Origin of the sequence: Gordonia sp. UCD-TK1 (assembly GCF_001691435.1) — a bacterium.
Lineage (GTDB): Bacteria > Actinomycetota > Actinomycetes > Mycobacteriales > Mycobacteriaceae > Gordonia > Gordonia hongkongensis.
In genome coordinates this window covers 96,179-122,646 of record NZ_LZMP01000068.1, presented here as the reverse complement: position 1 = coordinate 122,646, position 26,468 = coordinate 96,179, and the positions used below count along the sequence as shown (strand labels likewise).

Below are 26,468 nucleotides of genomic sequence, written 5' to 3'. Positions count from 1 at the left end.
GTGGTTGCCAGGGTCCACCAGCAGGTGAGGTCAGCCACCCCCCACTGATCCGGCCTGGCCGGCGATGGCCGCTCCCGCTCTACCAGATCGGGGTGCCGCGGCGCGCGATCATCGCGCCGGGTCGTGATCGTGCGATGTTTTCGCGGGTGACTCCGACGGTCTGCACACCGTGCTCGGTGAGGCGGTCGTGATACATCCTGCCAGCCCGCTCACGCGTCTCTGGATCACAGTTCCTCGGTGCACCATACCGGCATTCTCCCGATGGGATCACGGCCTCCACCAGCCCCAGGACGGTTCACCGGCCCGGACTCGCTCACCGCACCAGCCGCGGACACGACGATGCCAGTCACCCCCCACACGGCGGAAGTGACCGGCAGAGCGGGGTCAGATCAGACGGCCTCGCCCAGGTACGCCTGCTCGAGAAGTGCCGGATTCTTGGCCATCTCACTTGCCCGGCCGCGCAGACGGACACCGCCATGCACGATCACGAGCGCCTCGTCGGCCACCTCGAGAGCCAGCTGCACATGCTGCTCCACCAGCACCACGACAGCATTCGTCTCATCGGCGATACGACGGACGACCGGGAGCAGCTCTTCGACGATGACCGGGGCCAGACCCATGCTCATCTCATCGATCAGCAGCGCCCGCGGATTCTGGGTCAGCGCACGGGCCACAGCGAGCATCTGCTGCTCGCCACCCGACAGAGACCCCGCGCTGACCTTGATGCGTTTGCCCAGGGCCGGGAACAGCTCTATGGCCTCGTCCACACCGAATCCACCGGACCGTTTGGCGATCGCCAGGTTCTCGCGCACGGTCAGCGAGGTGAACAGAGCCCGGTCGTCCGGAACCAGCACCAGGCCATGCCGATTGGCCTCCGCGGGACGACCACTGCGCAGCTCTTTGCCCTCCACGATGACCTCCCCTCCCTTGCGTGGCAACAGGCCGGCCAGCGTGTTCATCAGAGTGGATTTCCCCGCCCCGTTCGGGCCGAGGATCGCGAGCACCGAACCCTCCTGGAGCGAGAAGCCGACATCGCGCACCACCCGGACCGAGCCGTAGCCGGCCGTCACCTCCCGGCACTCCAGGATCGGGACTCCCGTGGGCACGGCGGCGTCGGAGTCGTTGACGGTGTCGACCGTATTCACGTCAGCCATGGACCTGAGCCTCTTTTCCTAGGTATGCGGTGGCAACGGTTCGATTCGCCCGAATCTCCGCCGGAGTACCGGAGGCGATGAGTTCGCCGAAGTTGAGGACATGCACTTCGTCGCAGACGTTCAACACGAGATCCATGTCGTGGTCGACCATCAGGATGGTGATCCCGCTGTCCTGTATCTTGCGGAGTCGCTCTCCGAGCCAACGACTCTCGGTACTGTCGAGACCACCCGCCGGCTCGTCGAGCAGCAGCAGGTTGGGTGAGCCCGCCAGCGCGCGAGCGATTGAGACCAGCTGCCGCTGTCCCTGCGACAGTTCGCCTGCCGGCCGCTCGGCGATGTCGCTGATGCCGAGGAGGTCGAAGACCTCCGACAGATGACCGAGGTCGCCGTGTTCGGCCTTGGCGTCGGGACGGTGGACCGCGGCGGTGCGACCGACCTTGACGTTCTCGGTCACGCTCAGGTCGTCGTACAGCTCGATGGCCTGGAAGGTACGGCCGAGGCCGGCGCGAATCCGGTTGTGCGGCGCGAGTTCACTCAACGACGCGCCCGCCAGTGTCACGTCGCCGGTGTACTCGGCGAATCCGGTGATCGCGTCCATCAGCGTGGTCTTGCCGGCACCGTTCGGACCGATCAGGCCCACCAGAGCGCCCTTCGGGATCGCGAGCGAGACCTCTGACAGAGCCACCGCACCACCGTATTTCACCGAGACGTCGGCCAGGACGAGTTCAGGCTCCGCCGACCGATCGACGACCCGCGCTCGTGTCGACGGCCCCACTGCCCGGGCATCGGACCCTGCGTCCGCGTCCGCTGCCGGCTCGCTCGTATCCGGGATAGCCGCTGCGCGGCGCGTGGCCAACAAGGTGTGGGCCGGTCCGACGATTCCCTCGGGATTCAGGATCACGGTGAAGATCAGCAACACACTGGAGATCACCACATACCAGCCGCTGACCGACCACAGCTCGTCGACGACGATGAACAGCAGACCGTTGGCGGCCGTGAGGCCGGCCAGCACACCGCCGGACACCGAGGTGATTCCGGTCAGATAGACAGTCGCGAACAGGGCGACACCACCCATCGCGGCATAGGAGTTGAACGTCACGGTCTGCTGCTGGTAAGCCAGGAGCGACCCGCCGATGCCGGCGATGAACGCACCGATCGCGAAGGCCAGGATCTTCACGCGGACGACACTGACACCGGCAGCCGCAGCGGATCTCTCATTCGCACGGACCGCCAGCATCTCGGCGCCGAGCCGACTCCGCCGGAGCAGGGCGACGAATACGGCGACCCCCACGAGCACGAGCAGCACCAGGACGCCGAATGTGACCCGCGGGTAGTCCAGACCTTGTCCGATACCCAGATCCCAACCGAACAGGCTGGGTTCGGGCGCCCTGACCCCCGAGGCTCCGACGATGTCGACGTTACGGAACCAGATCGCTTCGACTGCGAACGCCATCGCAAGGGTCACCACGGCCACGGTGAGTCCTCGAATCCGTAGCGCGGGCAACCCGATCAGTACGCCGAGCGCAGCCGCACACAACGCGGCCACGACAGGGGCGATCGGGAACGGTAGATGGAACGTGTTGGCGATCGGCCCGAGTAGGAAGCCCGCGACACCGGCGATAGTCAGCTGGGCGAGGGAGACCTGACCCGCGTAGCCGGTGACGACCACCGAGGACAACGCGATGATGGCCATGACTAAGCTGACTATCAGCCCCGTGCGCAGCCGTTCGTCGAGCAACACGAGCGCCAGGACCCCGATGATCGTCATCACCACCGCGGTGGACGCCACATGGTTCGGTCTCGGCGCCCTGCCGAGGGTCTGCAGGATGATCGCACCGCGGGTCGGCAGCGGCTTCGCACGGATCAGAAGGACGGCCAGGATCAGGATCAGCGGCACAAGATCCGGCAGGCCCACGGACGGCAGCCAGTCGAATTGGGTTGCCAGATACTGCGCTTCGGACTGAAGCATACCCACGGCCAGACCAGCCAGTACCGCGACCACGACGAGATCGAAGCGAGCCAGGATCGCGGCGGCCAGAGCCGGGACGATGAACAGCGTGTAAGCAACCGGCACCAACGGGACGATGGGTGCAATCAGGATTCCGGCCAGACCCGCCACCGCCGAACTAAGCATCCAGTTGTAGGCAGCGATCCGGTCGGGCGAGATGCCGCTGACATAAGCACCTCGCTCGGTCTCGGCCGACGCACGAGTGGCCAGGCCGAACTTCGTGTAGCGGAAGGCCAGAGCCAGCACGATCGCCAGCACCACGATCGTCAGCGCGAAGAAGAACCGATCAGCAGACAGCTGGAGCTCGCCGGACTGCCAGACGTCAGTCGGGAAGATCGGTTCCACCGAAACCGGATCGGTACCCAGCTTCTGCGCCACCAGTCCCGCGATCAAGAGGGAGATACCAAGAGCGGCGACTGCGCGGGCCACCAGGGGTGAGGTCCGCAATGGCCGGAAGACGAGCAGGTACAGGACGAGCCCCAGGGCAGCTGCGATCACGAGCGAGATCGCGATCGCGGGCCACATCCCGATCGGCCCGCCGAGGTCGATCGTGTTGGGGAGCCCCGGGATCAGGATGAGCAACTCACCCTCGCGCAGGAACGCGTATGTGTACGCGGTGTACAACGCGATGGCGCCCGTCGCGAAGTTGACGACGCCGGAACTGCGGTAGGTGAGGACGACCGCCAGCGCCAGTGCGCCGAAAACCGCTCCGTTACCTAACCCCAGTAACAAGAACACCAGATGTTGCATAGAGACGCCAATCCTCACGGCTGTGCGGTCAAAGGTGACAGTGATGTTAGATCAAACTGCGATGTACGTCACCCCCTCTGCCCGAATTGACGCATCTCACATTGCGGGGCGGGTCACGCGGGGCGAATTGCGCGACGCAGCGAGCAGCTATGCTCGCTGCCACAAGAACCCGAATGGAGCAAGTCATGTCACGTCTGTTCACCAAGCCGGCCTCGGACCTCACTCCGGTCCAACTCCTTCTCCGAGGTGCCATCGGGGGCACGATGATCGCTCACGGAACCAAACACGGCCGCAGCATCGAAGGCACCGCGGGCTGGTTCCGGTCGATCGGTTTCCGGCAACCCACGCTCCAGGCGAAGGCCTCTGCGGTGGTGGAGGTCGGTGCGGGAGCCGCCATCGTCGCCGGCGCGGCCACCCCGGTAGCGGCCGCCGCGGTCGTCGGGACCATGGCCGTCGCCGCACGTTCGGTCCACCTGCCCAACGGCTTCTTCATCACATCCGAGGGCTGGGAGTACGTCGCCAATCTGTCGGTCGCAGCAATTGCGTTGGCCGCCTTGGGGCCTGGCCACTACAGCGTGGACCGGGCCATAGGCCTGGACTCGAGACTCAGCTCGGGACGAGCTGCCGCTCTCGCGGCGGGCGTCGGGCTCGCGGCAGCGGCAGCGCAACTCGCGGTGTTCCACCGGCCACCGCAGGCGACAGGGGCTGACCCACAGACGCCGACCCCCTCGTCGAACTGACCACAGCCGGTCCCGGCGGACCGCGGGCAGCGGAGGGAAAAAGCGCCGACATGGGGACACACGCGCAGCGATGGGCCAGCAGCGGTATGGCCTACCTGACCGGCGAACCGGAAGCTCCTGACTACTCCCGCGCGCCGATCATGGCGCGGGCCGACATGCTCGCCGACGTGTTCGGCGCTGATGTCGGCGAACTGCTGACCGGCCGGGCGGCCTTGATGGGCAGCTCCCGCGCCGGACAACAGTCCGCGGGCGGCAGCTCCCGTCTCATGCGGTGTCGCGATGGATGGATCGCGATGACGCTCTCGCGGGCGAGCGACATCGACTCACTGCAAGCGCTTTTCGCGCGGGACGATCCGATCGACAGTCCGTGGCAGGCACTGGCCGAGGCGTTGCCGCATCTTCACGTCGACGACGTCGTCGATCGTGCGCAGTTGCTCGAGATACCCGCCGCCGCATTGGGATCGGTGAGTTCGTCCCCCGTCGACATCGTCAGGGCATGGCCCGCTCAGCAGGCCACCCGCCCGCCGTCGCTGCTGGTGGTGGACCTGTCCGCGATGTGGGCGGGACCGTTGTGCGGTCACCTTCTGCAACAGCTCGGTGCGACCGTGATCAAGGTGGAGAGCCCCGAACGTCCCGATGGGTCGCGAGCCGGAAACCCCGACTTCTTCGCCTGGATGAACAGCGGAAAGCAGTTCTACACCACACAATTGAGCCACCGGGCGGTTGGGCTCGCGGGGTTGCTCGATGTCGCGGACGTGGTCATCGAGGCCTCCCGCCCGCGCGCTCTCGAACACGCCGGGCTGGACGCGTCCACCAGGTCGCCGCGCGCCGGGCGGGTATGGGTGCGGATCACCGGTTACGGTCGCGCTACCGGGATGGTGAACCGCGTCGCGTTCGGCGACGATGCCGCAGTTGCCGGCGGACTCGTCGGCCGGGGCACTCGTGGGCCGGTGTTCTGCGGGGACGCGATCGCCGACCCCTTGACCGGACTGGAAGCAGCGACTGCGGTGGTGCAGTCGCTCGCCCGCGGTGGCGGGGAGATAATCGACGTGTCGATGGCCGGCGTCGCCGCCAAGTACGCCGGGTGCCCCGTACTCGAGGACACCGAGCGGGTGACCGTCGCCGTGACGCCGCCCACCGCTCCCCGAATCGGTTCCGGTTTCGAGACGATCGGCGACAACGAGGTTCTGCGTCTCGTCGATGAACGTCGAGGTCCCAGATGCTGATCACCGGGGCGCAGCGACTCTCGGGTGAGCCGGTCGCGGTACGCATCACCGACCGACGCCTGACCGACGTCGCGGTCCACCTCGAGCCGGGGGACGACGAGCCGGTCCTCGATCTCCGGGGCGGCACTCTGCTTCCCGGATTACATGATCACCATCTACACCTCCGGGCGGCGGTGGCTGCGCTGCAGTCGGTGTCCGTCGGCCCACAACAGGTGGCCACACCGCAACAACTCGCCGAGGCTCTCGGCCGTTCTCGACCCCGCGACGACGGCTGGATCCGCGCTGTTGGTTATCACGACAGCGTTGCAGGGGAATTGGACCGTCATCGCCTCGACGAACTGTTCGCCCGCGCACCGGTCCGAATCCAGCATCGCAGCGGTGCGATGTGGATCGTCAACACGCCAGGCCTCATCGCCCTCGGGTGGCCGGATCATCCCACCGGCCGATTCTTTCGCCAGGACAACACCTTTGCTGCCGTGACCGCAGACGGTCCGACGGATTTCACACCACTGGGAGTCCGGCTCGCCAGGTTCGGCGTCACCGGGATCACCGAAGCGACCCCGGATCTCGGTGCCGCCGACCTCGACGCACTCGACACCGCCGTACGTGAGGAACGACTCCCCCAGCGGGTGATGGTCATGTCGCAGCACGGTGGACGACACTACTCACGGTTGGAGTTCGGTCCGGTCAAACGGATTCTCGACGACAGCACACTCGATCTCGACGAGTTGACGTCCTGGGTCGCGGAGCGACATGAGCACGGTTACGCGGTGGCCCTGCACTGCGTGACTGTCGTGCAACTCGTCGTCACGCTGTCGGCATTCCGGAGCGCGGGTGTGCGCGCGGGCGACCGAATCGAACACGCGGCGATGGTGCCCGACGATGTGATCGACGACCTCGCGGATCTCGGGGTGACCGTGGTGACGCAGCCGAATTTCGTGGCCGAACGCGGAGATGAGTACCTCCGCGAGGTACCCCCGGCGGAGCATCACGAGTTGTGGAGGGTGGCCGGCCTTCGTCGGTCGGGGGTGCCGATCGCCGGTAGCACGGATGCGCCCTTCGGGGACCTCGACCCGTGGGCCGCCATGCGTGCTGCCAGAGATCGGCGGACCAGATCGGGAAAACTCCTGTGCCCAGATGAACGTGTCGGTGCAGCTGCCGCCCTGGCGATGTTCCTCGGCGACCTGCACACGCCGGCGAATACGCGGGATCTTCGTACGGGGGATCGGGCAGACCTGTGCCTCATGTCCGCCGGACCCGACGACGTGCTCGCCGAACTGTCGGCAGATCTGGTCGCAGCCACCGTCGTCGACGGACACCTTCGGTACGCGGCCTCATGAAGCCGGCGACGGGGCCGGCAGTTCGTCCACGTGGTCGACCAATCCCCATTGGAGAGCGGTCGTCGCGTCGATACGACGTCCGGTCATGAGCAGGTAGGCCGTCCGCCATCGGCCGATACGGCGTTGAACGCTCAGCGTTCCCCCGGCACCGGGAACCAGGCCGAGCTCGAGTTCCGGTAGTCCAAACCGCGCGTCCGGTCGAGCCGTGATGAACCCGCAGTACGCTGCCATCTCCAACCCGCTGCCGAGCACGGCACCATGAACATCGGCTCGGCAGGCGGTGCCCAGCCGGCTGGTCAGTGCGTCGAGGAGAAGCGCGGGACTGTGCCGAGTACGCGCCAGGTGCGAATTGGCCGGATCCGCGAACAACCCGAACTCGGCGAGGTCACCGCCGCTGCAGAACGACCGGCCCCGGCCGCTCAACCTCACGGACTCGATCGAGGTGTCCGCGAGCGCCACGGTCAAGCCGTCGATCAGGCCCGCCCGCAACACGTCGCTGAACGCGTTGTGCCGGTCCCCCCGATTGAAGACGATGTCGAGGTGCGAGTCCTCGCGCGTGAGGACCACGGCGTCGTCCTGCTGGTGACGCCGACGGCTGCCCTGAGACGCCAGCCAATCCGTGAATTCGGTCCCGGCCTGCAGCGCCGAATAGGCCAGCGACTCGGTGATCAACCCGCTGACGGTACTGCCGGCATCCGACACTGCACGTAACACGTCGTCGCCCACAGACGCCGCCACCGGATGCGCCGAGATCCTGTCGGTGAGCACGGCGATGGTGCCCTCGATGTCGGCGGTGTACACCAGCCGTCGATCGTCGGACGGTGTGTCGGTGAGGGTGAAGGTCGCCCGGTCCACCACCCTGTCTGCGCGGTCGGAGCCGATGACGCCGCTTCTGCACACGCCGACGGTGGGTCCGGAAAGCCGCCAGTGCTCAGTCGGAACATCCGCATCGGTGAGATCCAAGATCGTCAGGACATGTGTCACGGCAGAATCCTAGACCGAACGCGGTCGGAGATGCGCACCCGGTCAGAGCCCGCTGCGGCGGAGCGTCACCCGATAGGTGTAGTGCTCGGGGAGGAAGTAACTGACCGCGAGTTCGACTGCGCGGCCGCGTGAATCGGTGTACAACCGGTCGACGCGCAGCACCGTGTGCCCCACGGGGCAGCCGAGGCGGGCAGCGGTCTCGGCGTCGGCGACGGTGGCGGTGATCGATTGCGCGCACTCCTCGATCGGGTGCGCCAGATGCGGTTCGAGCAGGCCGATCATCGTGTGGTCACTGCGCGCTCCGGCCTCGACCTCGGGGGCGTCGATCACCAGGCGTGCGACCGACTCCGGCCACCACACGGTGGTCACGACGAAAGGGACACCGTCGTGGAATCGCTGGAAGACGATGCGGTACACCACGTCGGTGTCCAGTCGCAGGCGACCCGCTGCCTCGAGATCCACGCGGCGCGAGGGTGATTCGAGCACCTGCATCTCGGTGTCCGTCGACAGGTTCATGAGGTCCTCGATCGAACCCAGCTGGCGCAGGTACTGACCCGCGGTCTCGGTCGCGAACGTTCCCCGGCCGGGCACGCGGTACACCGAGCCCTCGCTCACCAATTCGAGGAACGCGCGGCGGACGGTCTGCCGGCTGAGCCCGTACTCCTGGGAGAGCTCGGATTCGGTCGGCAGCCGCACACCGCCGGCGTATCTGCCCGCGACGATGTGCTCGCGCAGTTCCGCGGCCAACGTCTTGTACGCAGGTGCGGACTGCTCGGACTCGCGCATGAAACCCACTCTCCCGCCGGACGACGGCGTGCCGCTCAGATCCCGCCGCGCGACACGAGTTGTGCCGCAATGACATTGCGTTGGATCTCGTTGGTGCCCTCGCCGACGATCATCAGGGGCGCGTCCCGGAAGTATCGCTCGACGTCGAACTCGGTGGAGTACCCGTAACCACCGTGGATGCGGACGGCGTTCAGGGCGATTTCCATCGCCACCTCGGAGGCGTAGAGCTTGGCCATCCCCGCCTCCATGTCGCAGCGCTCACCCCGGTCGTACTGTTCGGCCGCGTGCCAGGTCAGCTGGCGCGCTGCGGTGAGCTTGGTCGCCATGTCGGCGAGATAGTTGCCGATCGACTGATGCTTCCAGATCGGCTGTCCGAAGGATTCCCGCTGCTGCGCGTAGGCGAGCGAGTCCTCGAGTGCCGCGGTCGCGACGCCCAGCGCTCGGCAGGCGACCTGGATTCGACCGGTCTCCAAGCCCTTCATCATCTGACCGAATCCCTTGCCGGGCACCTCGCCCAGGATCGCCGTCTGCGGGATGCGGTAACCGTCGAAGGACAGCTCGCAGCTCTCGACACCCTTGTAGCCGAGCTTGGGCAGGTCGCGTGACACGGTCAGCCCGGGTCCGTGTTCGACGAGCACGATCGAGATGCCCTTGTGGCGCGGCTGCGCGCCGGGATCGGTCTTGCACATCAGCGCGATCAGCCCGGAACGCCGGGCGTTGCTGATCCAGGTCTTCGCACCGTTGATGACCAGCTCGTCGCCATCGGTCTTCGCCACGGTCGACATCGCCTGCAGATCCGACCCGCCGCCCGGTTCGGTGAGCGCCATGGTGGCGCGCAGTTCACCGGTCGCCATCCGCGGCAGGTACTCGAGCTTCTGCTCGTCGGTGCCGAACAGCGTCAACAACTTCGCGACAACCGTGTGCCCACCCATCGCGCCGGCCAGACTCATCCAGCCGCGCGCGAGTTCCTGGGTGACCTGCGCATAGCACGGCATCGACACCGGCGAACCGCCGAACTCCTCGGGCACCGCCAGCCCGTAGATGCCGATCTGCTTCATCTGCTCGATCCACTTCTCGGGATATTCGTTGGCATGCTCGACCTCCTGGACCGACGGCTTCACCTCGCGGTCGACGAAGGACCGCACAGTGTCGACCAGGAATGCCTCTTCGGCGGAAAGTGAGCTCATGACGGTGCCCCTACGATCTACGGCGGATTTGTACGGCCATTTTGTCGATCCCCGTCGGACCTGTCAACACTTCCCAAAGCTCGGCGCGGTCTGATACAACCGGAACCGCATCACATATGGCCGCACATTTGATCTCGACCCCTGGAGCAACCGTGCAGAGAAGACGAGCCGTCCTGGTCGCGCCCGCCTCCGACGACCGCAAGGCCCGCAAGGCGCTGGCTTCGATCGCCGATGAGGTCGTGCTCGACCTCGAGGACGCGGTGACCCCGGCGAACAAGGACTCCGCACGCGCAGCGGCCGCCGACCTGGTCGCCGAGTTCGGCGCCGACCGCGCGATCTCGTTGCGCATCAACGCGATCGACACGCCTTGGGCCGGCGCCGATCTCGCCGCCTGCGCCCAGATGCCGAACCTGACGTCGGTGGTGCTGCCGAAGGCCGACTCGCCCGCCGACCTCCGGTCGGCCGACGAGCAGCTCGGCCGAGCGTCGGTCCGCCTGCAGGCGTTGCTCGAATCACCGCGCGGCATCCGTGACGCCGGCGCCATCTGCGCGGCCACAAACCGGCTCGATGCCGTCCTCATCGGTTACGCCGATCTCGCCGCATCATTGGGACGCAGCCCCGACCTGCCGATGCGGACGTGGCACGTCGTCCAGGACTCGGTGTTGCTCGCCGCGCGCGCGGCCGGCGTGGACGTCATCGACGGACCGCATCTGACGATCGCCGACGACGACACCTTCCGCGACGCCAAGCGCTGGGTCCGCGACCTCGGCTTCGACGGCACCTGGGTGATCCATCCGGCTCAACTGCAGTCCGCCATCGACATCTTCACCCCGGACGCCGCCGCCGTGGAGGACGCACGACGGGTGCTCGACGCACTCGAGCAGGCAGCCGCCGCGGGTGCCGGTGCGGCCGAGCTCGACGGCCGAATGCTCGACGAGGCGCTCGCCGTCTCCGCGCGGCGCGTCCTCGCCAAGGCTGCGTCCGAATGAGCGCGTCCGAGCCGGTCGCCGTGGGCGGCCCGTTCTTCGACGAACTGTCCCATGGACAGTTGTTCGACGACGCGCCGTCGCTCACGTTGACATCCGGTCTCGCCGCGACGCACCAAGCGATTCTCGGTGACCGCCTTCGACTCTCGCTCGACGCCCATCTCTCGGATCGCGTGGTGGGTGGCGTCCTCGCCCATCCCGGCCTGGTCACCGACGTCGCGATCGGTCAATCCACGCTGGCCACCCACCACGTGAAGGCGAACCTCTTCTACCGCGGCCTGCGGTTCCTGAGCCACCCCCGGATCGGCGACACGTTGACGACCGTCACCGAAGTGGTCGGGCTGCGCGAGAACACACCGAAGCCAGGACGTGCGCCGACCGGGCTCGCCGCGCTCCACATGGTCACCACCGATCAGACCGGCGTCACCGTCCTCGACTTCTACCGGTGCGCGATGCTGCCGTTGTCACCCGACGCCGATCCCGGGCGGACCGTGCACGCTGACGACCTGAGCACCATCGGACCGGGAGACGATGCGCAACCGTTCATCCCCGAATGGGACCTCGACACCTATCGCGAATCCGCACGCGGACAACATTTCTCATCCGAGTTTGCCGGACGCGCCTTCTCCTCCAGCGCCGACGTGGTGTCCAGCGCACCCGAACTCGCCCGGCTCTCGCTGAACATCGCAGCCACCCACCACGACGAGCGGGTGGCCGGTGCGGCCGCCGGCGGTCGGCTGGTCTACGGCGGGCACACCATCGGACTGGCCCTCGCGCAGGCGAACCGGGCGCTGCCGAACCTGGTGACGGTGACCGGCTGGGATTCGTGCGACCACACCGGACCGGTGCACGAGGGCGACACCCTCAGTTCGACGATCCTCGTCGAGGAGGCGACGCCGCTCGCCGCCGGCGGCGTCCTGCGCCTGCGCTCCACCGTCGTCGCACACGGCGACGACTCCGATCGCGAGGTCCTCGACTGGCGTTTCCGCGTCCTGATGGCCTGATCGTCTGCCGAATCCCCCATTCCACTCCAGGAGTTTCCGCGCATGAGCTCGCATCCCCGTCCGCTCGAAGGCCTCCGCGTCGTGGAGGTGTCGAGCTTCGTCGCCTCACCCCTGTGCGGCCTGACCCTGTCGCAGCTCGGCGCCGAGGTGATCCGGGTCGACCCAATCGGCGGGGCCGCCGACATCAACCGCTGGCCGGTCACCGATGACGGCAACTCGATCTACTGGACCGGGCTCAACCGCGGCAAGAAGTCCGTCACCGTCGACTTCCGTGACCCCCAGGGACAGCGAATGATCCAGGATCTTGTCATCGACAGCGGGCCGGGCGGCGGAATCCTGGTCACCAACGCGGGCGGACGGTCGTGGATGAGTCACGAGACGCTGTCGGCGCGGCGCTCCGACGTCATCACCCTGGAACTGCTCGGCCGGACCGACGGCACTCCCGGAGTCGACTACACAGTCAACGCGGCACTCGGATTCCCGTCGATCACCGGCCCCACCGACTACGCCGGCGTCGTCAATCACGTACTGCCGGCGTGGGATGTCGCGTGCGGCCTCTATGCCGCACTGGCGATCACGGCCGCCGTCCGGCGCCGCGACCAGAACGGGATGGGGGCGCAGATCACCCTGCCCCTGGAGGACACCGCTCTCGCCATCGCCGGGACGCTCGGCTATCTCACCGAACCGCAGCTGAGTGGCGACACCCGACCGGCCACCGGGAACGACGTATACGGCACCTACGGAACCGATTTCGTCACCGCGGATGACTCTCGCTTCATGCTCGTCGCCCTGACCCCGCGGCATTTCCGCGGGCTGGTCGAGATGACCGGGACCGGCGAGGCGGTCGCGGCCGTCGAACGGGCGCTGGGAGCGGACTTCGTCAGGGAGGACGACCGGTACATTCACCGCGGTGTCCTCACACCGCTGTTCGCGGCGTGGTTCGCGCGACACACGTCTGTCGAGGTCGAGGCCGCGCTGGCGCAGACCTCCGTGCTCTGGGAGCGTTACCGGACTTTTGACGAGGTCGTCGAATCAGGTGTTCTGCAGCGCAATCCGCTCTTCACCGAGCTGGAGCAGCCCGGCATCGGCACCTACCTGGCCGCCGGCCTGCCGGCCATTTTCGACGGTGAGCACTACTTCGCCGGGCCGGCCCCGGACCTGGGCTCGTCGACGGGGTTCTGAAGGTCGTTCACCTGTGACCCCTCCGCTCCCTGAGCTGAGGAGCGAGCTTGCGAGCGTCACGAAGGGTCTGGCGAGACACGTTACGGGACCCTTCGTGACGCGCCCTCCGCAAGCTCCGGGCGCTCCTCAGGGAGCAGGGGGCAGGTCGTTCTCTCGGGTTAAGGAGCAGGGCCGTGCCGCTCGCACCTCAGGGAGCAGGGGACGACGAACTCACCTGTGCGCCAGATGATCCGGGCGTGGCTCGGTCCCGCCGAACGGCGCCTGGAGGGCGTTCGATTTCGCGTTGAAGACGACGAACAGATTGCTGCGCGGGAAGGGCGTGATGTTCCCGCCGGACGCGTGCATGCAGTTCGAGTCGAAATACAGTGCGGACCCGGCGGGGCCGGTGATCGTGTCGATGCCCAGTTCGTCGGCGAGGCTCGCGACATCCTCCTCCTCCGGTGTCCCGAATGGCGGCCGATACGACGTCAGCGATTCCCGGTGGTAGTCATCAGGTGTCTCGCCCACGCAGCTGACGAACCGGCGGTGTGATCCCGGGATGATCATCAGCGGACCGTTGGTGGTGTGGTTCGGCGTCAAGGCCAGCGAGACGCTCAGCGCACGTGGGGCGGGCATGCCGTCCTCGGCGTGCCACGTCTCGAAGTCCGAGTGCCAGTAGAACGGACCGCCCGCGAACCCGGGTTTCAGGTTGATGCGGCTCTGGTGGATCGTGACGTCGTCGTCGAGGATCTGCCGGGCCACCCCGGCAATCGTTTCACGCGAACATATCTCGGCGATGACGTCACTGAGCTGATGCACCGCGAACAGCGATCGCACCTGCCCGCTCGATGATTCGCGGATCACCCGATCGTCGTCGCCGAGCCGCTCGGTGATGGACTCCACCTCGCGTAGGCAGTCGGCGATGTCGGCGTCCGAGAGAATGTTTGTCTCCGTGTGGTATCCGCGATCGGCATAGTGCCGGAGTTCGGGCGCGGACAGCGGGCCCGGGTTTCCCATGCTCCCCCACACGGTGTTGTGTGGGCGCGGTTCGATCTGGCTGCGCTGCGCGAGCCGGGTGCGGTAGACGTCGACGGGTGTGCTCGTCGACTGCGCGCCGGGCGAGACATCGGCGGCTTCTGGAGTTCTGGCTGCTGTGTGAGTTACCACGATCGCAACGATCCTTTCCCTCATCCGGCGGGCCGCTCGCGGAGCAGTTCTGCCCCGGCGGCAGGCAAGGTGATTGTGTTGTGCGCGACCGTCGCACGACGACGCGTCGCGAGGTACGGCGTCCGCGGCGCGGAGTTCTGCACGCCCTTCGGGAAACGGCCGTATATGTGCACCCTGCCAGGGACGACAAACCCCCGCAACCATGCTGGTATGCGCCGCGGAGAAAGTCCTCGACTCAACCGAGCCGGGCGAACTCCAGGATGATGTCGACGGCCCGCGCCGCGCTCTGACACGCGCCCTCCATCGTCGTGGTCCAGTCGGTGCGGGTCCAGTCACCGGCGAGGGCGAGGCCGTCGACCTCGGTGCGCTGGTCTGGGCGGAGGCCGGCGGTCCCGGGTCGTTGCGCGAAGGTCGATTTCGGCATCCGGACCACGTGGCTGTGGACCACCTGCGCGTTCGCCGCCTGCGGGAAGTAGCGGCGCAGCATGTCCATCTGGATCTCGGTGATCTCGGCGTTCGTCTTCGAGATCAGATCGTAGGACGCCGACACCGTCGTCGAGTAGAAGTAGTTGTCGCGTGGTTCGCGCCCGTGCATGCGCTGGCGGTCCCAGACCTGTTCGAGCACTCCCTCACCGCCGTAGAGGATCTCGCCCCAGTCGGTCATCCCGATCGAGCGGTCGAGATAGAGGTTCACACTGACGATGGGCACCGGGGTCAGGTTCTCGACGGCGCGATAGATCCGCTCGTGCCCGGGTACCTGGTCGAGCAGACCCTTCACGCTCCACACCGGTACCGCGCAGATGACGGCATCGGCTGCGATCTTCTCGCCGTCGGCCAGCGTCACCCCGCTCACCGTCCCGTCGGTGACGTCGATCGACGAGACCACCGCCCGGTGTCGGACCTCCACACCGGCGTCGGCGAAGCGCTTCTCGGCGCCGTCGATGAACAACGTGTCGAGATCGACGGTGGGATACCCGATCGAGATCGGCGTACGCGTCTCGCGCGCCCGGCGGGCTCCCGTGACGAGCAGATCGGCCGGGACCTTGGCCGAGGAGATGTCGGGCTTGTCGCCGGTGAGGCCGATGACGATGCCGTCCCACAACGCATCCCGGGCCGACTGCGGCAGTCCGATGCGACGGAACCACTCGTCGGCGGTGACCTCGTCGAGCCAGTCGGGTTGCCGAAATGCCTGCCGTATCAACCTCATCTGCGCACGCGCCGTGCGCAACCGGTCGAGGCCGGTCACCCCGGGCAGGTCGCCGAGCGCGGCCCGCAGTCCGGGCAGGCCGGTGAACGCCGATCGGCGCGTCGCCCCACCGGGCATTCGCACCGTCATGTGACCCGGGAAGGCCACGTGCTCCCGCGTACCGACGCTGTCCAGATAGCGCATAAGGTGCTCGTACCCGCTGGCGAAGACGTGCTGCCCGTTGTCGGGCACGTCGTCGACGGCGTGCAGCGGCATCGAGATGGTGCGTCCGCCGAGTGAACCCCGCCGTTCGAGCAGGGTGACGCGTTGCCCCGCCTCCGACAGCCAGACCGCCGACGCCAGTCCGGCCAGTCCCCCACCCACGACCACACAATGCATGGCGACAGATTAGCGGTCAGGGCTGACCGATACCGACTGTGCGACGAATTGTCCGGGTCCCGGCGCAGACCTCGTCAACCGGTCATCTTGACGTCCTTGGCGGCGCCGAGGACGGAGAGCGCCTGGGGCACCAGCACGAGACCGAGCACCGCCATGGCCAGGGTCCACGAGCCGGTGACGTCATGGATGGCGCCGATGATGATCGGGCCGGCCGCCGCCGCCAGGTAGCCGACGCACTGCGCCATCCCGGACACCTGGCCCGTCTGTTCGGATCCCGAGCTGCGCAGCACCATGAAGAGAAGGGCCAGACTGATCGACGAACCGGGCCCGACCATCACACAGGCCGCCCAGAATCCCGGCCAGACATCAGTGCTCAGCAGACCCACGAAGCCGACGGCGCAGACCGCGATCACCGACAGGGTCACCACCCGCTGACCGGCGAAGCGGCCGGCGACGATCGGCGCGACCAGCGACATGATCAGGGCGACCACCTGCGCCGACGCCAGGACCGCACCCGCCCGCAACGGCGACATGCCGTCGTCGACGAGGTACTGCGGCAGCCAGGCCACGAACGTGTAGAAGATCAGCGACTGCGTTCCCATGAAGACCGTGATCGCCCACGCGATCGGGTTCGTCAGCAACGACGATGTCGGCGCCGCCGAGGTCACCCGGTGAACCAGGGGCAGCTGCGGAATCCAGACGACCACGGCGACCACCGCGAGCAGCGACCACGCGGCCAACGCCAGCCGCCAGTCCCCGCCGAGTGCGTCGTTGATGGGCACGCTCACCCCGGACGCGACCGCCGCCCCGCCGGAGAGAGTCATCGAATAGAGGCCGGTCATGAGCCCGGAGCGGTGCGCGAAGTCGCGTTTGATCAGCGCCGGGAGCACGACGTTGCAGGTGCCGATGGCGGCGCCGATGACCGCCGAACCCCCGAACAGGGCGGCCGGCGACGGGATGAGCCGGACGAGGATGCCGACGATCAAGACGAGCAGGGCCCCGAAGATGACCCGTTCGATGCCGAACCGGTTGGCCAGACGGGGAGCCACCGGCGCCGAGATCCCGAAGAACAGCACCGGCAGCGCAGTCAGCAGACCGGCGACGGCGCTGCTGAAGCCGGCGTCGTCGGAGATCACCCCGATGAGCGGTCCGACGGACACCACGGCCGGTCGCAGGTTCGCGGCGACCAGCATCACTCCGACCGCGGTGACGATGACCCCGACGCCGGACTTCTCGCGCGTGGACAGCGCCTGCGCACTCATCCCGACACCTCGGTGAAGTCGACGTAGGCATACACCGCCGCGCGCGCCGCGTCGGCGTCGCCGCGCTCGATCGCGTCGACGACGTCCCGATGACCGCGCGGGTGCGACTGCTCGGCCAGCGGACGTCGCAAGACCGACGGATGAGTCCGGGCGATCGCCTCGGCGATTCCGTCGTACATCGCGATGAGCAGCGCGTTGCGGGACGCGACGACGAGCTCGGCGTGGAATGCGATGTCCGCCTCGGTGTATCGATCCAGATCACCGTCGGCCATAGCGTCCTCGGTGCACGCCAGCAACAGGCGGAGACGTTCGACGTCGGCGGCGTCGCCCCGGGCGGCCGCACCGGCCGAGGCCTCGCTCTCCAGTGCACGTCGCACTTCGAGCAGATCGCGGAGCTCCGACGGCGCGGAGGTCCGCGCGATCGCACCGGCGAGTGGGCTCCGGCCGCGCACATACGTGCCGTCGCCCCGCCGGGGCTCGAGCATGCCCGCGTGTTCCAGTGCGCGCGCGGCCTCCCGGATCGTGTTGCGCCCGACGCCGAACTGCGCCACGAGCTCGGGCTCAGCAGGAATCCGCTCGCCCAGGGGCCAGGTACCGGCTGCGATCAACTCCTGCATGCGCTGCACCACGAGTTCGCTCGTTCGCTGGGGCGGGTTGATGGGTCCGGACACGCCAAACAACCTAACATCCCATGTTTGAGCGACCCGACCGGCAGCATGCCTTTCCCGGACGGGACGGCCCGTTCGATGCTTAGATGAGCCATGTCGTTCGGGGTGCGCACGAGTTGGCTGCGCGTGGGTGTCATCGGTGTGGTCGTCGGCGTGCTGCTCGGCGTGTTCGCGGGCACGCCCCCCGCCCAGGCCGCACCCGGGCCGGGCTCGCCACTGCCGTCGGCCGACCCGTTCTACCGTTACGACGCCTCACTGTCGGGCGTGGCTCCCGGAGCGGTGCTCCGCAGCCGTCCCATGCGGTTCCAGACGCCCACGATGTCCACCCCGATCACCGGCTCCCAGGTGCTCTATCGCACCACCGACCAGTTCGGCGGGAGCGTGGTGACGGTCGCGACCGTGCTGCGACCGCTGATCCCGGGCCCGACGCGCCTGGTCTCGTACCACATGGCCTACGACGCGCTCGGGTCTCAGTGCGATCCGTCGTACACGCTCAGCGGGGGTTACACCAACGGCACCGCGACCGCCGAACAGGGCGTCATCGCAGGCTATCTCGCCGCTGGGTACACCGTCGTGGTCCCGGACTACGAGGGTGAGAAGCTGCAGTGGACCATCGGCCGGCAGTCGGGCTATGCCGCACTCGACGGCGTCCGCGCCGCACAGTCGTTCCTGCGGCTGCCGCGGTCGACCCCGGTCGGCCTCGTCGGATATTCCGGCGGGTCCATCCCCACGCAGTTCGGCGCCGAGGTCGCGCCGCGCTACGCGCCCGAACTGAACATCGTCGGCGCCGCCGCGGGCGGATTGCCGGTGGACCTCGCGCACAACCTGCCCTACATCAACGGCAGTGCGAAGTGGGCGGGTGTCATCCCGGCGCTCGTGGTCGCCTACCAACGGACCTACCGGCTCGACACCTCGACGTTCCTCTCGACCCGCGGCCGACAGGTCGCCCAGGACGTCAGCGACGAGTGCATCTCGGAGTTCGCGTCGAAGTATCCGGGACTCACCAGCGCGGACATGGTCAGGCCGCCGTACACCGGCCTGCTCGACGTCCCGCAGGTGGTGCGGGCGATCAACGACAACATCATGGGACGGTCGGGCACCCCGTCGACGAAGATGCTTCTCGCGGTGGGCCACTACAACGCGATCGGGGACACCCTGATGATCACCGGTGACGTGATCGGCCTGGCGAACGAGTACTGCTCACGCGGCGTGGACATCACCTACCGGCAGCTCAACGGCCTGACCCATCAGGAGGCGTTCCTCCCGTTCGAACCGCTGGCACTGCAGTACCTCACCGAGCGGTTCGCGGGTGCCCCGACACAGAGCAACTGCGGCTCGCTGCCGCACGGGAACAGCCTGGCGCCGCTGCCGGTGCCCTGACCCGGCGGCCTACCCCGGCAGCGTCTCGCCGCCGATCGGGGCCAGCACCTCGCCGGTGTAGTACGACGAGAGCTGCTCGGCCGCGAAGAACACGTACGACGGTGCGATCTCGTCGGGCTGGGCCGCCCGTCCCATCGGCGCCTGGGTGCCGAAGTCCTTGACCGCCTCGGCCGGCATCGTCGCCGGGATCAGCGGCGTCCAGACCGGGCCCGGCGCGACGCAGTTCACGCGGATCTTCCGTTCCATCAGCGCCTGCGCCAGCGAGTAGGTCAGGGCCAGCACCGCGCCCTTGGTCGCCGAATAGTCGATGAGGCTGTCGTTGCCACGCAGACCGTTGATCGACGACGTGTTGATGATGGCGCCGCCGCCGGTCAGATGCGGCACCGCCGCTCGCGTGGTGTGGAAGAAGCTGTCGATGTTGACGTCGAAGGTGCGTCGCCACTGCTCCGGCGTCAGCTCCAGGAAGTCGTCCACGATCTCCTGATAGGCGACGTTGTTCACCAGGATGTCCAATGCGCCGAGCTCGTCGACGGTCCGCTTCACGATGTCGGCGCAGTGCGCAGGGTCGGCGAGGTCGCCGCGGTACGCGCGGGCCTGCCGTCCTTCGGCCTCGATGAGCTCGACCGTGTGGCGGGCGTCGTTGTCTTCCTCCAGGTAGGCGATGGCGACATCGGCGCCCTCCTTGGCGAAGGCGACCGCGACCGCACGGCCGATACCCGAGTCGCCGCCCGTGATGAGGGCGGTCTTGCCGGCCAGCAGATCGCGGCCGCGATAGTCACGCATCTCGTCCCGGGGACGTTCGCCCATCTCGCCGGTCTCACCGGGGTAGGAGATCGTCTTCGGTTCGTGCTCAGGGTTCTGGTCGCTCATGATCGAGATGGTGCCCGCTGAGAAGCGTGCGGAAACATCGGCGCGGACCGAGGAGCGGACGTCGTCAGGGGTTCTGGTCGGGGATCTCCTGGTCGAGTTTCTCGTCGAGGGACTCGCCTTCCCGCTGTTCCCGGGCGGTCGTACCGGTCCGATCGCTGGCCGACCAGTCCTCGGGCGGATCCATCCCCTCCTCGAGCGGGTCCTGACCGAGCCGGTCCTCGTCGAGATCCTCGAAACCGGCTGTCGACGTCAGATCGGGGTTGATGCCCTCTGATGCCGCCGTCGCACTGTCGCCCACGTTGTCGGTACTCATTCTCGTCCTCCTGGCCGTAGCCGAGATCGGTGTCGGTCGGGCCGGGGTCTCACGGTCGGCCCCTGCGAGTACGGCGGATACCCGCGCGACACGGCGCCGAAACGATCTCCGCGAGTCCGGCTTCGACAACGCGCACCGGGTCGATTCCCCCCGGGTGCGCCAGCCAGGTAAGCTCATCTTTCGCCCGAGACCGCTGGCATTCTTGTTGATTTGTGGTTTGTAGGGGTGAGGGTGACAGACGCCAACGATCACACCGCCGGCGAGTCCCGTATCAGTCACGTCGGCAGCTTCCGGTTCTTGTTCGACACCCAGGGATGGGAGTGGTCCGACGAGGTCGCCGAGATGCATGGTTACCGGCCCGGTGAGGTCACTCCGACGACCGAGCTGATCGCGGGGCACAAGCACCCGGACGACCGGCAGTCGTTCGAAGAGCTGCTTGCGACGATGCTCGACCGCCGGATCCCGTTCTCGAGCCGTCATCGCATCGTCGACACCAAAGGTGAGGTCCGCCACGTCGCGGTGGTGTCGCAGCAACTCACCGACGAATCCGGCGCCGTGATCGGCGCCGAGGGGTTCTATCTCGATCTGACGGCGATCGAGGAGAAGGCCGTCAAGGACCGCGTCGACGAGCACGTCGCGCGATTCCGCGAGCACCAGGGCGTCATCGAGCAGGCCAAGGGCATGATCTCGCTGGCCTACGGCGTGAGCGCCGATCGCGCGTTCGAGGTCATGCGCTGGCGTTCGCAGACGGCCAACGTCAAGGTGAACGAGCTCGCGCGGTCGATCGTCACCGGCGTCCACCGATACGTGGTGCTACCGGACCCGGTCCGGCAGTCGTTCGATCATCTGCTGCTCAACGCACACCTCTCCGACAACGAGAACGCCTCGTCCTCGAAGTAGCACCGACGCACCACCGTTCATCGCGTCCACGGGCGGTTTCACCGCCGACATTCCGGGGTATCCGCACCGGCACGAGATAGGTGCCGGAAACCGGCAGTCATCTGCGGCTCGCCGAAGCCGCGATCGTGCAGGCCCGGTTGAGAACACAGCCGTCGCGACCCTAGTGAACGGATGTGGCAGTGAGCAGTGCGCAGCCAGGCGGAACAGCAACCCTCGAGACAACGGGGTCGAACACGACGCGAGGTCTGTCGACGATGTCGGCGGGCCTCGGTTCGGGGAGGGGCGGTGCGACCCGCGTGCGCGTCGCGTCGGTGCCGCGCTCCCACGTGTACGTCCGCCACCTGTCGCCGCTGAACGGAACGGTCAGCAGCCTCGAGGCCGGTCCCGTCTCGGTTGTGCGTCTACCCGACCCGGTCCCGGCCGACGGCGCGAAGGTGCCGGGCGGCTGGTGGCCCCCGCTCATGCTCGATCCCGCGTGGATCGCCAAGAATCACAACGAGTTCGACGTCTTCCACCTACACTTCGGGTTCGACGCCGTCGAGCCGGCCGTGATGTCGAAGGTGATCGACGAGCTGCGCACCCACGGCAAACCACTCGTGTACACGCTCCACGATCTGCGCAATCCGCATCACCCCGAACCGGGACGCCACGAGGAGGTCCTGGACATCCTCGTACCGGCGGCGGATGAGGTCATCACCCTGACCCCCGGCGTCTCCCGGGAGATCGCGCGCCGCTGGCAGCGCGAGGCGACCGTGCTGCCTCACCCGCATGTCGTGCCGCCCGGCCGATTCGGTCCGAGCGCGCCGCACGCCGACGACTTCGTGGTGGGGGTGCACGCCAAGAGCATCCGCGCCAACATGGATCCGCTGCCGGTGATCATGACCCTTCTCGAGGCGGCCGCGGACTACCCGGACATGACGGTTCAGATCAACCTCCACGACGAGGTGTTCGTCCCCGGGAAGCACGCGTACAACGCGGATTTCGGCACCACGGCGCTGGCACTCTCCCGGCACCCCTATGCCCGCGTGCTCGTGCACGAGTACTTCTCCGACGATCAGCTGTGGGACTACTTGCGGAGCGTGGACGTGTCGGTACTGCCGTACCGATTCGGAACCCATTCCGGGTGGCTCGAGGCCTGCCACGATCTCGGTACCACCGTGATCGCGCCGAGCTGCGGCTTCTACCGCGAGCAGCAGGACTGCCTGTCCTTCGAGTTCACCGAGGACACCTTCGATCCGGACTCACTCGTTTCTGCCCTGGCACAGGCCTATTCGGCTCGTCCCGCGGCGGCCTCATGGCCCGACCGGCGCGCGCAGCGCGAGTCGCTCGCCGAGCAGCWCGCCGCCCTCTACACCCGGGCTCTGGATGCGTGACACGTTGAGGATCGCCATCGTCGCGTCGAGCCGCTACCCGATCGCCCAGCCGTTCGCGGGCGGACTCGAGGCCCACGTCTGGCATCTCACTCGCGCCCTCACCCTCGCCGGTCACGAGGTCACGCTGTTCGCGGGCGCGGGTAGCGATCTGCCGGTCGATTCGGATCGCCTGCGCGGCGAATTGTTCGAGCCCTCCGCGGCCGCACGCTCGGATGTGTCGATGCCCCAACTCGAAGCGCTGCAGGATCATCACGCCTACCTGTCGCTGATGCTGTCGTTCACGAACAACCCCGGCGACTACGACGTGATCCACAATCACAGCCTGCACTACCTCCCGGTCGCCATGGGTCCGGCCGTCGAGACCCCGATGGTCACCACGCTGCACACCCCGCCGACGCCATGGCTCGAGTCGGCTCTGACCCTCGCGCCGGCTACGCGTTGCGTCGCCGTCAGCCGGCACACGGCACAGTCCTGGTCGCATGTGCTCGGCGATATCCCGGTGGTGCACAACGGAGTTCAGCTGGACCGCTGGCCCGCCGGCCCCGGCGGAGACGACCTGGTCTGGTTCGGCCGGTTCGTACCGGAGAAGGGCGCCCACCTCGCGATCGAGGCCGCCCAGCGCGCGGGGCGTCGGCTCCGGTTGGCCGGACCCATCAGCGATACAAGGTATTTCGAGCAACAGATCGCCCCGTCGCTGGGCGGGCTCGTCCACTACGAGGGACACCTCCACCAGCACGACCTGGCGCGGCTGGTCGGCTCCTGCGGTGCCACCCTGGTGACCCCGGTGTGGGACGAGCCCTATGGTCTCGTCGTCGCCGAATCACTCGCCTGCGGCACCCCGGTGGCGTGCTTCGCCCGTGGCGGCATCCCCGAGATCGTCGGCGAGCACGCCGGAGTCCTCGTGCCGCCGGGCGACATCGACGCGCTGGCACTCGCGGTGGACGATGCGCTCACCCTCGACCGGGGCCTCGTGCGTCGGCGCGCGGAGGACCACTGCTCGGACATCGCGATGATCGATCGGTACCTCGACCTCTACGCCGATCTGGTCGCCGGGCGGCCGTTGGCCGACTCCTCGCTCCGCCCGGAGGTCGGGGTGTGATCGGTTACTACGTCCACCATCAGGGCCGCGGACACTGTTCCCGGGCCACCGCCGTCGCCGGCCACATCGGCACCGACGTCGTCGCGCTGACCAGCGCATCGCTGACCGCCCCGGTGTTCGGCGAGGTGATCACGCTCGAGCGCGACGACTCCGACCCGCAGCCGCGGGACGTCGACGCCGGCGGCCTGCTGCACTGGGCACCACGGCACGACGGCGGACTACGCACACGCATGGCGCAGCTGGCCGAGTTCGTCGAGACGCGCCGACCGGCCGCCGTCGTCGTCGACGTATCGGTGGAAGTCACCCTCTTTCTCCGGCTGATGGGCGTGCCGGTGATCGTGACGGCGCAGCCCGGCGTTCGCGACGATCTGCCGCATCAGCTCGCCTACCGGGCGGCCGATGCGATCATCGCGCCCTGGCCCGCCGAGCTGTATCAACCGGACTGGCTCCGGGAGCATCTGCCGAAAACGGTCTTCACCGGCGGTATCTCGCGGTTCGACGGACGACTCCCCGTGTCCCACCCCACCTTCGCCGCCGACATCCTCGTCGTCACCGGCGCGGGCGGGGTACCGGGTGCCCCGCATCCGGCGACCACACTCGGCGAGGAGCTCCCGGAGCACACCGTCGTCGGACTCGGACCCGCCTTCGGCACCTGGGTCGACGACCCGTGGCCCTTCCTGTGCAGTGCGCGGGTGACCGTCATCGGCGCGGGTCAGGGAAGCGTGGCCGACGCCGCCGCGGCCGGGCGCCCGGCGGTGGTCATCCCCGAGGACCGACCCTTCGCTGAACAACGGGCAACCGGCAACACCCTCGCACGCTCCGAACTCGCCCTCGTCACGTCGTCATGGCCGTCCACCGAACGCTGGCGCTCGATTCTCGACACCGCCGGGAGTTCGTCGCCGGAGTGGTCGCGGTGGCACACCGCCGGCGCCGCCGAACGTGCGGCGCGGGCGATCGAGGCGGTCGCGCACCGATGACCGGCGTCCCCGAGGTGGTCGCCGTCATCACAATCGTGTCGGGGCGGCACCGCCACCTTCGACGACAACTCGAGGCGTTCGCCCATTCGACCCGGCGGCCCGACCTGCATTTCGTGGTGGCCATGGACGACCCCGACATCACATCTGTCACCGACGGTCACCCGGTGGAGGTCATCCGGTTCGCCAACGACGACCCGGACACGCTGCAACTCGCCGATGCCCGGAACGCCGGCGCCACGGCCGCCATGACCGCGGGGGCCTCGCTCTTGGTGTTCCTCGACGTCGACTGCATCCCCGGCCCGGACATGCTCGAGCGCTACCTCCGCTCCTGCACGGCCACACCGGACCTCAAAGTCCTCTACTGCGGCCCGGTCACCTACCTCCCCTGCGACCAGCCGACCTTCGATGCACGCGAGCTCGCCCGGTTCACCGATCCACACCCTGCGCGTCCGTCACCGGGAACCGGGCAGACACAACTCTCGTCGGAGCTGATGCTCTTCTGGTCGCTGTCGTTCGCCGTCCGGGCCACCGACTGGCTCGCCCTCGGCGGCTTCCACCCCGGCTACCGCGGTTACGGCGGCGAGGACACGGACTTCGCGATGTCCGCGCGCGACAACGGGTTTCGCATCGCCTGGGTCGGCGGCGCGCACGCCTACCACCAGCACCATCCGGTCTCGAACCCGCCGGTCGAACACCTCGCGGACATCCTCCGCAACGCACGAGTGTTCCACCGGCGATGGGGCACCTGGCCCATGGAGGGGTGGCTGCGCGCGTTCGCCGACCGCGGCCTGGTCGCCTACGACACCGCAGGCGACGAGTGGCTCCGGGTCAGCGACGGAACTTCGAGAACCCGATGACGACGCCGCGGGAGGCGGCACCCGGGCGCGGTTCGTCGTAGGAGATCGTGTGGGTGTCGGTGACGGTCTGCACGATTCGCCATCCAAAGGTCGACTGCTTCAGGGTCACGTCCGGTACGAGTTCGCCCCGGATCTCGCCGATCACGCCCTGCGACGACATGTGCAGGGTGAGTTCGATCGACGAGTCGTCCGCGGCGGCGGAGATGATCTGCGAGCAGATCTCGTCCACGGCGACCTTGGCGTCGATGACGTCGTCGAGCGCCCAGTCGTCGATGTACAGCGCGGTCTCGACCAGAGCGCGCACCAGCGCGAGACGATCGGTGGCGGCCGGAACCCGCAGGACCGTCGGCGTACCGCCGTCGATCGATAGCTGGGACGTCGCGTCGGAATCGGTCATCAAATGAGTCTTCTTCGCCCGTTGATTGGTGGTGCCGATCTCGGCTGGTCTGGTCATGAGTGCCCCGTGATTCCGTGTTCCAAACCGCGGCCGGAGGACCTTGCCGCGCTGAACGTACCCCCCCCCGAGCACGTGTCGACACGTTAGCAGAGCGTTTACCCAGATCATGACTCGATGAGATTCACGTCTCCATCCGTCCCATGACCGACGCGGGCGCGGTGGGGCGACGTTTCATCGCCGGCCGCTCGCGGTAAACCCTCCGCACCGAGGCCGGTGTCGAGCACACCGGCCACC

At 67.8% G+C, this 26,468-nt stretch carries 24 protein-coding genes and 1 pseudogene; 12 read left to right on the top strand and 13 right to left on the bottom strand.

Going from position 1 to position 26,468, the window contains the following annotated elements; genetic code table 11:
• Positions 1-5 precede the first annotated feature (5 nt).
• The 3 genes and pseudogenes from A9310_RS26450 to A9310_RS22855 all read right to left on the bottom strand — a co-directional run.
• Positions 6-140: pseudogene (locus A9310_RS26450) on the bottom strand (IS3 family transposase); the annotation flags it as partial.
• Between the two features lie 249 nt (positions 141-389).
• Positions 390-1,154: an ABC transporter ATP-binding protein gene (locus tag A9310_RS22860; RefSeq protein WP_065632518.1), complete on the bottom strand. Its 765-nt coding sequence runs from the start codon at positions 1,152-1,154 to the stop codon at positions 390-392.
• Positions 1,147-3,900, bottom strand: a complete 2,754-nt coding sequence (locus A9310_RS22855; RefSeq protein WP_254661322.1) for a branched-chain amino acid ABC transporter permease/ATP-binding protein — start codon at positions 3,898-3,900, stop codon at positions 1,147-1,149. The genes A9310_RS22860 and A9310_RS22855 overlap by 8 nt, the downstream gene beginning before the upstream one ends.
• 197 nt (positions 3,901-4,097) lie before the next feature.
• Here A9310_RS22855 and A9310_RS22850 point away from each other — a divergent pair, with 197 nt between their 5' ends.
• The 3 genes from A9310_RS22850 to A9310_RS22840 are packed head-to-tail and all read left to right on the top strand — an operon-like array spanning position 4,098 to position 7,218.
• A complete protein-coding gene (locus A9310_RS22850; protein ID WP_065632516.1) occupies positions 4,098-4,652 on the top strand; it encodes a DoxX family protein in 555 nt (184 codons plus the stop codon).
• Between the two features lie 50 nt (positions 4,653-4,702).
• Positions 4,703-5,878: a CoA transferase gene (locus tag A9310_RS22845; protein ID WP_065632515.1), complete on the top strand. Its 1,176-nt coding sequence runs from the start codon at positions 4,703-4,705 to the stop codon at positions 5,876-5,878.
• The gene (locus tag A9310_RS22840) at positions 5,872-7,218 is read left to right on the top strand and encodes an amidohydrolase family protein (RefSeq protein WP_065632514.1); all 1,347 of its coding nucleotides are present in this window, start codon (positions 5,872-5,874) and stop codon (positions 7,216-7,218) included. Before A9310_RS22845 ends, A9310_RS22840 begins: the two co-directional genes overlap by 7 nt.
• Here the strand turns inward: A9310_RS22840 and A9310_RS22835 are convergent.
• The 3 genes from A9310_RS22835 to A9310_RS22825 all read right to left on the bottom strand — a co-directional run bounded on the left by A9310_RS22835 (position 7,213) and on the right by A9310_RS22825 (position 10,175).
• Positions 7,213-8,118 (bottom strand): enoyl-CoA hydratase/isomerase family protein, encoded by a 906-nt coding sequence (locus tag A9310_RS22835; RefSeq protein WP_065632601.1) that lies wholly within the window; start codon positions 8,116-8,118, stop codon positions 7,213-7,215. The genes A9310_RS22840 and A9310_RS22835 overlap by 6 nt on opposite strands.
• A 126-nt stretch (positions 8,119-8,244) precedes the next feature.
• On the bottom strand, positions 8,245-8,988 hold the full coding sequence (locus A9310_RS22830) for a GntR family transcriptional regulator (RefSeq protein ID WP_065632600.1): 744 nt from the start codon (positions 8,986-8,988) through the stop codon (positions 8,245-8,247).
• Between the two features lie 35 nt (positions 8,989-9,023).
• The gene (locus A9310_RS22825) at positions 9,024-10,175 is read right to left on the bottom strand and encodes an acyl-CoA dehydrogenase family protein (RefSeq protein ID WP_065632513.1); all 1,152 of its coding nucleotides are present in this window, start codon (positions 10,173-10,175) and stop codon (positions 9,024-9,026) included.
• Positions 10,176-10,291: 116 nt separating this feature from the next.
• On the opposite strand from A9310_RS22825, the gene A9310_RS22820 reads away from it, so the two are divergent.
• The 3 genes from A9310_RS22820 to A9310_RS22810 are packed head-to-tail and all read left to right on the top strand — an operon-like array spanning position 10,292 to position 13,347.
• Positions 10,292-11,164 carry a CoA ester lyase gene (locus A9310_RS22820; RefSeq protein WP_065632512.1) on the top strand — a complete coding sequence of 291 codons (873 nt, stop codon included), beginning with the start codon at positions 10,292-10,294 and terminating at the stop codon, positions 11,162-11,164.
• Positions 11,161-12,165 (top strand): MaoC family dehydratase, encoded by a 1,005-nt coding sequence (locus A9310_RS22815; RefSeq protein WP_065632511.1) that lies wholly within the window; start codon positions 11,161-11,163, stop codon positions 12,163-12,165. Before A9310_RS22820 ends, A9310_RS22815 begins: the two co-directional genes overlap by 4 nt.
• A 42-nt stretch (positions 12,166-12,207) precedes the next feature.
• Complete coding sequence (locus A9310_RS22810; RefSeq protein ID WP_065632510.1) at positions 12,208-13,347, top strand: CoA transferase; 1,140 nt, start codon at positions 12,208-12,210, stop codon at positions 13,345-13,347.
• A gap of 210 nt (positions 13,348-13,557) precedes the next feature.
• Here the strand turns inward: A9310_RS22810 and thpD are convergent, their stop codons facing one another.
• The 4 genes from thpD to A9310_RS22790 form a co-directional block, all read right to left on the bottom strand.
• The gene (gene thpD / locus A9310_RS22805; RefSeq protein ID WP_065632509.1) at positions 13,558-14,493 is read right to left on the bottom strand and encodes an ectoine hydroxylase; all 936 of its coding nucleotides are present in this window, start codon (positions 14,491-14,493) and stop codon (positions 13,558-13,560) included.
• Between the two features lie 235 nt (positions 14,494-14,728).
• Positions 14,729-16,078 (bottom strand): hydroxysqualene dehydroxylase HpnE, encoded by a 1,350-nt coding sequence (hpnE, locus tag A9310_RS22800; RefSeq protein WP_065632508.1) that lies wholly within the window; start codon positions 16,076-16,078, stop codon positions 14,729-14,731.
• A gap of 74 nt (positions 16,079-16,152) precedes the next feature.
• Positions 16,153-17,340, bottom strand: coding sequence for an MFS transporter (locus A9310_RS22795; protein ID WP_065632507.1), 1,188 nt, complete (start codon positions 17,338-17,340; stop codon positions 16,153-16,155).
• The gene (locus A9310_RS22790; protein ID WP_083207500.1) at positions 17,337-18,011 is read right to left on the bottom strand and encodes a FadR/GntR family transcriptional regulator; all 675 of its coding nucleotides are present in this window, start codon (positions 18,009-18,011) and stop codon (positions 17,337-17,339) included. The genes A9310_RS22795 and A9310_RS22790 overlap by 4 nt, the downstream gene beginning before the upstream one ends.
• A gap of 90 nt (positions 18,012-18,101) precedes the next feature.
• Between A9310_RS22790 and A9310_RS22785 the strand changes: the two genes are divergently transcribed.
• Positions 18,102-19,388: a lipase family protein gene (locus tag A9310_RS22785; protein WP_065632506.1), complete on the top strand. Its 1,287-nt coding sequence runs from the start codon at positions 18,102-18,104 to the stop codon at positions 19,386-19,388.
• A gap of 9 nt (positions 19,389-19,397) precedes the next feature.
• Here the strand turns inward: A9310_RS22785 and A9310_RS22780 are convergent, their stop codons facing one another.
• The gene (locus A9310_RS22780) at positions 19,398-20,258 is read right to left on the bottom strand and encodes a glucose 1-dehydrogenase (protein ID WP_065632505.1); all 861 of its coding nucleotides are present in this window, start codon (positions 20,256-20,258) and stop codon (positions 19,398-19,400) included.
• Between the two features lie 64 nt (positions 20,259-20,322).
• Entirely contained in the window at positions 20,323-20,571 is a 249-nt protein-coding gene (locus A9310_RS22775; protein ID WP_065632504.1) for a hypothetical protein, read from the bottom strand.
• 231 nt (positions 20,572-20,802) lie between these two features.
• Between A9310_RS22775 and A9310_RS22770 the strand changes: the two genes are divergently transcribed.
• From A9310_RS22770 to A9310_RS22750, 5 genes are all read left to right on the top strand, one after another.
• Positions 20,803-21,471: a PAS and ANTAR domain-containing protein gene (locus tag A9310_RS22770; RefSeq protein WP_065632503.1), complete on the top strand. Its 669-nt coding sequence runs from the start codon at positions 20,803-20,805 to the stop codon at positions 21,469-21,471.
• Between the two features lie 254 nt (positions 21,472-21,725).
• Complete coding sequence (locus tag A9310_RS22765; protein WP_065632502.1) at positions 21,726-22,844, top strand: glycosyltransferase; 1,119 nt, start codon at positions 21,726-21,728, stop codon at positions 22,842-22,844.
• Entirely contained in the window at positions 22,837-23,943 is a 1,107-nt protein-coding gene (locus A9310_RS22760; RefSeq protein ID WP_065632501.1) for a glycosyltransferase family 4 protein, read from the top strand. The genes A9310_RS22765 and A9310_RS22760 overlap by 8 nt, the downstream gene beginning before the upstream one ends.
• Positions 23,940-24,920, top strand: a complete 981-nt coding sequence (locus A9310_RS22755; protein WP_065632500.1) for a hypothetical protein — start codon at positions 23,940-23,942, stop codon at positions 24,918-24,920. The genes A9310_RS22760 and A9310_RS22755 overlap by 4 nt, the downstream gene beginning before the upstream one ends.
• On the top strand, positions 24,917-25,777 hold the full coding sequence (locus A9310_RS22750; protein WP_065632597.1) for a glycosyltransferase family 2 protein: 861 nt from the start codon (positions 24,917-24,919) through the stop codon (positions 25,775-25,777). Before A9310_RS22755 ends, A9310_RS22750 begins: the two co-directional genes overlap by 4 nt.
• Here A9310_RS22750 and A9310_RS22745 read toward each other — a convergent pair.
• Positions 25,749-26,174: an anti-sigma factor gene (locus A9310_RS22745; RefSeq protein WP_065632598.1), complete on the bottom strand. Its 426-nt coding sequence runs from the start codon at positions 26,172-26,174 to the stop codon at positions 25,749-25,751. The two genes, A9310_RS22750 and A9310_RS22745, sit on opposite strands and share 29 nt — an antisense overlap.
• Positions 26,175-26,468 lie beyond the last annotated feature (294 nt).

Bases quoted from the DNA above. Each gene is read 5' to 3' on its own strand.
- A9310_RS22850 (WP_065632516.1), top strand. From the start codon at position 4,098: ATGTCACGTCTGTTCACCAAGCCGGCCTCGGACCTCACTCCGGTCCAA.
- A9310_RS22810 (WP_065632510.1), top strand. From the start codon at position 12,208: ATGAGCTCGCATCCCCGTCCGCTCGAAGGCCTCCGCGTCGTGGAGGTG.
- A9310_RS22745 (WP_065632598.1), bottom strand. From the start codon at position 26,174: ATGACCGATTCCGACGCGACGTCCCAGCTATCGATCGACGGCGGTACG.
- A9310_RS22795 (WP_065632507.1), bottom strand. From the start codon at position 17,340: ATGAGTGCGCAGGCGCTGTCCACGCGCGAGAAGTCCGGCGTCGGGGTC.
- A9310_RS22820 (WP_065632512.1), top strand. From the start codon at position 10,292: ATGGCCGCACATTTGATCTCGACCCCTGGAGCAACCGTGCAGAGAAGA.
- A9310_RS22750 (WP_065632597.1), top strand. From the start codon at position 24,917: ATGACCGGCGTCCCCGAGGTGGTCGCCGTCATCACAATCGTGTCGGGG.
- A9310_RS22815 (WP_065632511.1), top strand. From the start codon at position 11,161: ATGAGCGCGTCCGAGCCGGTCGCCGTGGGCGGCCCGTTCTTCGACGAA.
- A9310_RS22840 (WP_065632514.1), top strand. From the start codon at position 5,872: ATGCTGATCACCGGGGCGCAGCGACTCTCGGGTGAGCCGGTCGCGGTA.
- A9310_RS22845 (WP_065632515.1), top strand. From the start codon at position 4,703: ATGGGGACACACGCGCAGCGATGGGCCAGCAGCGGTATGGCCTACCTG.
- A9310_RS22830 (WP_065632600.1), bottom strand. From the start codon at position 8,988: ATGCGCGAGTCCGAGCAGTCCGCACCTGCGTACAAGACGTTGGCCGCG.
- A9310_RS22775 (WP_065632504.1), bottom strand. From the start codon at position 20,571: ATGAGTACCGACAACGTGGGCGACAGTGCGACGGCGGCATCAGAGGGC.
- A9310_RS22785 (WP_065632506.1), top strand. From the start codon at position 18,102: ATGTCGTTCGGGGTGCGCACGAGTTGGCTGCGCGTGGGTGTCATCGGT.
- A9310_RS22780 (WP_065632505.1), bottom strand. From the start codon at position 20,258: ATGAGCGACCAGAACCCTGAGCACGAACCGAAGACGATCTCCTACCCC.
- A9310_RS22825 (WP_065632513.1), bottom strand. From the start codon at position 10,175: ATGAGCTCACTTTCCGCCGAAGAGGCATTCCTGGTCGACACTGTGCGG.
- hpnE (WP_065632508.1), bottom strand. From the start codon at position 16,078: ATGCATTGTGTGGTCGTGGGTGGGGGACTGGCCGGACTGGCGTCGGCG.
- A9310_RS22760 (WP_065632501.1), top strand. From the start codon at position 22,837: ATGCGTGACACGTTGAGGATCGCCATCGTCGCGTCGAGCCGCTACCCG.
- A9310_RS22860 (WP_065632518.1), bottom strand. From the start codon at position 1,154: ATGGCTGACGTGAATACGGTCGACACCGTCAACGACTCCGACGCCGCC.